Raw genomic sequence first — 7209 nt, 5'->3', positions numbered from 1 at the left:
GGCCTGGGCTGCGGCGGGACGAGCGGCTCGTCGGGCGCAAACGGCAGGCCGCCCAGGCCCCCGGGGCCGGTTCCGGAAGGGGATCCGGGCCCGCCGCCGGGCGACGGGGCTTTCGGGATCAGGCCGCGAGGACCAGGCGCAGGCGCGCCAGGAGCGGCTCCGCCGGGTCCGGGTGCGCCCGGTACCTGACCATTAGGCAGCCTCGGAGTGCCGCGCGGTGCGGGCAACCGCGGTCCGCCCTGCATCCCGGTGCTGTCGACGGGAAGAGCGTTGATGACCGGACGGATGAACAGCCGCGCGGTCTGGCCGAGGTTGCGTGCCTCGTTGCCGTCGGTTCCCGGGACGGTGATGACCAGGTTGTCACCGTCGACGATGACCTCAGAACCCGAGACACCCAGACCGTTGACGCGCGAGCCGATGATCTGCTGCGCCTGCGAAAGCGCCTCCCGGGTCGGCCGCGACCCGTCCGGCGTCCGTGCCGTCAACGTGACCCGGGTGCCACCTTGCAAGTCGATCCCGAGCTTCGGGTCGGCATGCTTGTTGCCGGTGAGGAACACCAGCAGGTAGACGCCGATGAGCAGAACCAGGAACACCGCCAGGTAGCGGCTAGGGTGCACCGGCGCCGAGGGCGATGCCACGTGTTGAGTCTCCTCCGCTCATGCGCGATGTGCGTCCCCGCAGGTCGTCACCCCGCCGTTCGCATCTCGCGCGCCGATCAGTCGACCGCACCGAAAAGGGTACGTGGCGAGCCGCCGACCTCAGTCGTTGGGCAGTCGCCCCGGGTCGTCAGCCAGATCGCCGGCCTCGTGGGCCTCGCTGTCCAGATCCTCCGGTTCGACCCGATCCCTGATCGCCAGCTTGACCCAAGTGGTCACGACGCCGGTGGCGATCTCGAGGTCCACCGTGTCGTCGGTGATGCGCCGGATAGTGCCGTGCAATCCGGAGGTGGTTTGCACCCGCTCCCCGATCCGCAGCGATTCGTGCAGGTCGATGGTGGCTTGCATCGCGCGCTTCTGCCGGCGCGACGCGAAGAACATGAACACCCCCAAGACGGCGAGCATCGGCAAGAAGGTCAACGCTTGGTTCATGAGGACAGAGATTCTTTCCGGTTGGTCGGGTGACGGTCACCAGTGTGCCATCAGCCCGTCGCGATGCTGGACCATTGACCAATGGAGCTAATCGACGCGTTGCGCACCACCGGCGCCGTTCGCGACTTCACCGACCAAGCCGTCGACGATGCCGTGCTGGCCCGGGTGCTCGATAACGCCCGCTTCGCACCCAGCGGAAGCAACGCGCAGGCCTGGCGCGTCGTCGTCGTCAAGGATGCCGCGAACCGCCGCCGGCTGCGGGACTGCTACCTGCGAGGTTCCCGGGACTACCTGGCGTTGGCCGCCGCCGGTCTGCGGCCGTGGTCACCGACCAACGACCGCGATGCTGAAGCCCGCGCGCTGGCTGCCGAAAACACCGAAACGCCGGGCGGCTTCGCGGCGCGGTTCGACGAGACCCCGGTATTGCTGGCCTTGTTCGCCGACCTGTCGAAGTTGGCGGCGATCGACCGTGACGCGGATCGGTACACCTTCGCCGCGGGGGCCTCTATTTATCCGTTCGCGTGGAACGTACTGCTGGCGGCGCGCGACGAAGGTCTGGGTGGCGTCATCACGACCATCGCGATCCGAGAGGAAGCGCAGGTGAAAGCCATTTTAGGAGCGCCCGATCCGCTGGCGCTGGCCGCGATCATCGCGTTGGGGTATCCGGTTCGGCAGCCTCGCCGACTTCGCCGCGAACCTTTGACCTCCTTTGTTACGGTCGATTCGATCGACGGCTCGGTTTTCGAGGTTTAGACCGAGCCGGAACGTGCTAAGAGTGACTTACTGCCTTCAGCGGTTTCACAGTTAGTTATCGAGGAGGTCCGAAGTGAGAAACCTTATTGGCCGGTTGGCCAGCTCAGTAGTCCTTGCAGGAGCGGCCGTCGCGTTCGCAACGCCGGCTACCAGCTGGGCCGACCCGCCCGGAAACTGCACGCCAGGCCAGTACTGGGACGGCTACAGCAATATCTGCCGACCGGTGGGTCAGGGCCCGGCACTCAACTGTCCTGCCGGCCAGTGGTGGGACCCGAACGGGAATGTCTGCCGGGACTTGGGGCACACCGCAGCGGGCTGATTTCGGTCTCGTAGCAGGGGCTCGACGCAGATAGGCTGCTGTCGTGTCTGACGTCGAACAGAGCCGTTACCTCGCCACCGAAATTCCCGGTCCGACATCACTCGCGCTGACCAACCGCCGCGCCGCGGCGGTGTCGGCCAGCGTGGGCAAGACCATGCCGGTGTTCGCCGTTCGCGCGTCGGGCGGAATCGTCGAGGACGTCGACGGCAACCGGTTCATCGACCTTGGCTCCGGCATCGCGGTCACCACGATCGGCAGCTCCGCGCCGCGGGTGGTCGACGCCGTGCGCGCACAGGTCGCCGACTTCACTCACACCTGCTTCATGGTCACCCCATACGAGCAGTACGTGGCCGTCGCCGAACAGCTCAACCGGCTCGCCCCGGGCTCGGGTGAGAAGCGCTCAGTGCTGTTCAACTCCGGCGCCGAAGCCGTCGAGAACGCCGTCAAGATCGCGCGCGCCTACACGGGTAAAGACGCGGTGGTGGCGTTCGACCACGCGTATCACGGCCGGACCAACATGACCATGGCGCTGACCGCGAAATCCATGCCGTACAAGAGTGGATTCGGCCCCTTCGCTCCGGAGATCTACCGGGCGCCGTTGTCCTACCCGTTCCGCGACGGGCTGATCGACAAAGAGATGGCGACCGACGGCGAACTGGCCGCCCGGCGCGCCGTCGACGTCATCTCCAAACAAGTCGGTGCCGACAACCTGGCTGCCATCGTCATCGAGCCCATCCAGGGCGAAGGCGGCTTTATCGTGCCGGCCGAAGGATTCCTGCCCGCGCTGCTTGCCTGGTGCCGGGAGAACAACGTGGTCTTCGTTGCCGATGAGGTGCAGACCGGCATCGCCCGGACCGGGGCAATGTTCGCCTGCGAGCACGAAGGCATCGAACCCGACCTGATCTGCATCGCCAAGGGCATCGCCGACGGGCTGCCGCTGTCGGCCGTGACCGGCCTTGCCGAGATCATGGACGCACCGCATGCCGGCGGCATCGGAGGCACCTTCGGCGGCAACCCGCTGGCCTGCGCGGCGGCGCTGGCCACCATCGAGACGATCGAAGCCGACGGGCTCATCGAACGCGCCCGCCAGATCGAACGACTGATGAAAGACCGGCTGCTGGTCCTGCAAGCCGGCGACGAGCGCATCGGCGACGTACGCGGCCGCGGCGCGATGATCGCCGTCGAGTTCGTCAAGCCCGACACCGCCGAACCCGACGCGGCGTTGACCAACGCGCTGGCCACTGCGGCCCATGCCGACGGGGTCATCGTGTTGACGGCGGGCACCTTCGGCAACGTGGTGCGCTTCCTGCCCCCGCTGACGATCAGCGACGAGTTGCTCACCGAGGGCCTCGATGTGGTGGCCGGTCTGCTGGCCGACCTCTAGATACTGACCGCTCAGCGGTCCGGTGCAATTAGTCACAGTCGTCGCTTTTCCGGCCGACGGGGAATATCGTTACCTTGGCTAACGTAGTACGCATCAGGTGCAGCGTCGCACCCACAAATTTCCCGCTTCGCACAGTTTTGAGGTTCTGATATGTCGAGTGAGGTTCAAGAAGACCAGGAACGCCGCGCCGCAGAATTGACCGCCAACGACCCGGAGTTCGCCGCCGCGCGACCCGATGCAACCGTTGCCGCCGCAATCGATTCAGCTGGCACACGATTCGCCCAGGTGACCAAGGCCGTGCTGGAAGGCTACTCCGACCGGCCCGCGCTGGCGCAGCGGGCGTATGAGCTGATCAAAGACCCGCAGACCGGGCGCACGTCCGCCAAGCTGCTCCCCTGGTTCTCCCATGTCAGCTACGGCGAGTTGGCCCACCGCGTCGGTGACGTGTCCCGTGCGTTTGCCGACGGCTTGCTGTCGGCCGGTGATCGAGTCACCGTCTTGGGGTTCACCAGCGTCGACTACACCACGATCGACGTCGCGCTAGGCGTCGTCGGCGCCGTTTCGGTTCCTCTGCAGACCAGCGCGGCGATCGCGCAACTGCAGCCGATCATCCTCGAAACCGAGCCCGCCGCCTTCGCGGCCAGCGTCGACTACCTCTCGGATGCGGTCGACCTAATCCTTGCGGCCGCCGAAGCCGGCCACACGCCAGGACGGCTGATGGTCTTCGACTACCGCAGCGAGCTTGACGAGAACCGTGAGGCTTTGCAGAGCGCCCACGAGCGGTTGGCTGATCTGTCGCTGACCATCGAGACTCTCAACGAGGTCCGCGAGCGCGGTGCGAAGCTGCCCGCGACTGACCTCGTCGCCCCCGGCGCCGAGGATGGAGCCGACCCGCTGGCGCTGCTGATCTACACCTCGGGCAGCACCGGGGCCCCCAAGGGCGCGATGTACCCGCAGAGCAACGTCGCCAAGATGTGGAACAGGTCGACCAAGAACTGGTTCGGACCGAGCGCCGCGTCGATCAGCCTGAACTTCATGCCGATGAGCCATGTCATGGGCCGCGGCACCCTTTACGGCACCCTCGGGAACGGCGGGACCGCCTACTTCGCCGCCAAGAGCGATCTGTCGACGCTGCTCGAAGACCTGCGCCTGGTGCGTCCCACCGAGCTGAACTTCGTGCCGCGCATCTGGGAGATGCTGCACAGCGAATACCAGAGCGAAATCGGTCGACGGACCGCCGAAGGCGTGGACCGTCACGCCGCAGAGTCGCAGGTGCTGAGCGAGCTGCGCCAAGAGCAGCTCGGCGGCCGCTTCATCTTTGCGATGACCGGCTCGGCCCCGACCTCCCCGGAACTGCGGAAGTGGGTCGAGTCGCTGCTCGAGATCCATCTGGTGGACGGCTACGGCTCTACCGAGGCCGGAATGGTCTTGTTGGACGGCGAGATTCAGCGTCCACCGGTCATCGACTACAAGCTGGTCGACGTCCCGGACCTGGGGTACTTCGCCACCGACCGGCCGTATCCGCGGGGCGAGCTGCTACTCAAGACGCCCAACATGTTCCCCGGTTACTACAAGCGGCCGGAAACAACCGCGGGTGTCTTTGACGACGACGGCTACTACCGCACCGGCGACGTCTTCGCCGAGACGGCGCCCGACCGGCTGGTGTATGTCGATCGGCGCAACAACGTGCTGAAGCTCGCGCAGGGTGAGTTCGTCACCCTGGCCAAGCTGGAGGCAGAGTTCGGCAACAGCCCGCTGATCCGCCAGATCTACATCTACGGAAACAGCGCGCAGCCTTACCTTCTGGCGGTCGTGGTGCCGACGGACGCCGACGTGTCGAAGTCGGCGATCGCCGAGTCGTTGCAGACCGTCGCGAAAGCCGCCCGCCTGCAGTCCTACGAGGTGCCGCGTGACTTCATCATCGAGACCACGCCGTTCAGTTTGGAAAACGGGCTGTTGACCGGGATCCGCAAGCTGGCGTGGCCGAAGCTCAAGCAGCACTACGGCGAGCGGCTGGAACAGCTCTACACCGACTTGGCCGAAGGCCAGGCCAACGAGCTTTCCGAGCTGCGTCGCGGTGGCGCCGACGCGCCGGTGCTGCAGACCGTCAGCCGGGCTGCCGTGGCACTGCTCGGTGCAGCCGAGTCCGACCTGACGCCCGACGCCCACTTCACCGACTTGGGTGGAGACTCGTTGTCCGCGTTGACATTCGGCAACCTGTTGCACGAGATCTTCGACGTCGACGTGCCGGTGGGTGTGATCGTCAGCCCGGCCAACGACCTGCAGGCGATCGCCGACTACATCGAAGGCGAACGACACGGCACCAAGCGGCCGACCTTCGCCGCAGTGCACGGCCGCGACGCGGTCGAGGTGCACGCCGCCGACCTGACACTGGACAAGTTCCTCGACGAGGCCACGCTGGCCGCGGCGCCCGACCTGCCGAAGGCCGGCAGCGAGGTGCGGACCGTGTTGCTGACCGGCGCAACCGGCTTCCTGGGCCGCTACCTGGCGCTGGAATGGCTGGAGCGGATGGACTTGGTCAACGGCAAAGTCATTGCGCTGGTAAGGGCGAAAACCGATGCAGAGGCACGTGCGCGCTTGGACCGAACCTTCGACAGCGGCGACCCGAAGCTGCTCGCCCACTACCAGGCGCTGGCCGCCGATCACCTCGAAGTCATCGCCGGCGACAAAGGCGAGGCCAACCTCGGCCTTGACCCGCAGGCCTGGCAACGGCTGGCGGACACCGTCGACTTGATCATCGATCCTGCGGCCCTGGTGAATCACGTGCTGCCGTACAGCGAGTTGTTCGGGCCGAACGCCCTGGGCACCGCCGAGCTGATCAAGATCGCGCTGACCACGAAGATCAAGCCGTACACGTATGTGTCGACGATCGGTGTGGGCGACCAGATCCAGCCTGGAAGGTTCGTCGAGGACGCCGATATCCGGGAAATCAGCGCCACCCGCCAGATCAACGACGGCTACGCCAACGGCTACGGCAACAGCAAGTGGGCCGGCGAGGTTCTGCTGCGTGAGGCTCACGATCTGTGTGGCCTGCCCGTCGCGGTCTTCCGCTGCGACATGATCCTGGCCGACACCAGCTACGCGGGTCAGCTGAACCTGCCGGATATGTTCAGCCGGCTGATGCTCAGCCTGGTCGCCACCGGTATCGCGCCGGGGTCGTTCTACGAGCTCGACGCGGACGGCAATCGTCAGCGAGCCCACTACGACGGGCTGCCTGTCGAATTCATCTCCGAGGCCATCTCGAGTTTGGGCGCCCAGGTGGTCGAGGAGTTCCAGACATACCACGTGATGAACCCCTACGACGATGGCATCGGCCTGGACGAGTACATCGACTGGCTGATCGATTCCGGGTACTCGGTCCAGCGGGTCGGCGACTATGGAACGTGGTTGCAACGGTTCGAGACCACGCTGCGGGCGCTGCCCGAGCGCCAACGTCAGTACTCCTTGCTACCGCTGCTGCACAACTACCAGAAGCCGCAGACGCCGATCCACGGATCGATGGCACCGACCGATCGGTTCCGTGCCGCTGTACAGGACGCGAAAATTGGTCCGGACAAAGATATTCCGCATGTCTCGAAGCCGGTGATCGTCAAGTACGTCACCGATCTGCAGTTGCTCGGACTGCTCTGACACAAAGTTGAGGC

The 7209-nt window shown here is 65.9% G+C and carries 5 protein-coding genes and 1 pseudogene; 4 read left to right on the top strand and 2 right to left on the bottom strand.

Features of this window, described 5'->3' with window-relative positions; all coding sequences use genetic code 11:
- Positions 1-638 (bottom strand): annotated as a pseudogene (locus WAO18_RS11085) (protein translocase subunit SecD); the annotation flags it as partial.
- A gap of 120 nt (positions 639-758) precedes the next feature.
- Entirely contained in the window at positions 759-1088 is a 330-nt protein-coding gene (gene yajC / locus WAO18_RS11080; RefSeq protein ID WP_422206331.1) for a preprotein translocase subunit YajC, read from the bottom strand.
- 81 nt (positions 1089-1169) lie between these two features.
- Between yajC and WAO18_RS11075 the strand changes: the two genes are divergently transcribed.
- From WAO18_RS11075 to car, 4 genes are all read left to right on the top strand, one after another.
- Positions 1170-1841, top strand: coding sequence for a nitroreductase family protein (locus tag WAO18_RS11075; protein ID WP_422206330.1), 672 nt, complete (start codon positions 1170-1172; stop codon positions 1839-1841).
- A 73-nt stretch (positions 1842-1914) separates the two neighbouring features.
- The gene (locus WAO18_RS11070; RefSeq protein ID WP_422206329.1) at positions 1915-2160 is read left to right on the top strand and encodes a hypothetical protein; all 246 of its coding nucleotides are present in this window, start codon (positions 1915-1917) and stop codon (positions 2158-2160) included.
- Between the two features lie 43 nt (positions 2161-2203).
- Positions 2204-3544 carry a 4-aminobutyrate--2-oxoglutarate transaminase gene (gene gabT / locus WAO18_RS11065; protein ID WP_422206328.1) on the top strand — a complete coding sequence of 447 codons (1341 nt, stop codon included), beginning with the start codon at positions 2204-2206 and terminating at the stop codon, positions 3542-3544.
- A gap of 150 nt (positions 3545-3694) precedes the next feature.
- Positions 3695-7195, top strand: coding sequence for a carboxylic acid reductase (car, locus tag WAO18_RS11060; protein ID WP_422206327.1), 3501 nt, complete (start codon positions 3695-3697; stop codon positions 7193-7195).
- Positions 7196-7209: the final 14 nt, after the last annotated feature.

The sequence above is a fragment of the Mycobacterium sp. genome (assembly GCF_049278535.1).
Lineage (GTDB): Bacteria > Actinomycetota > Actinomycetes > Mycobacteriales > Mycobacteriaceae > Mycobacterium.
Note: the sequence above shows the minus strand (reverse complement) of the source record. Positions and strands in the feature narration are given on the sequence as shown.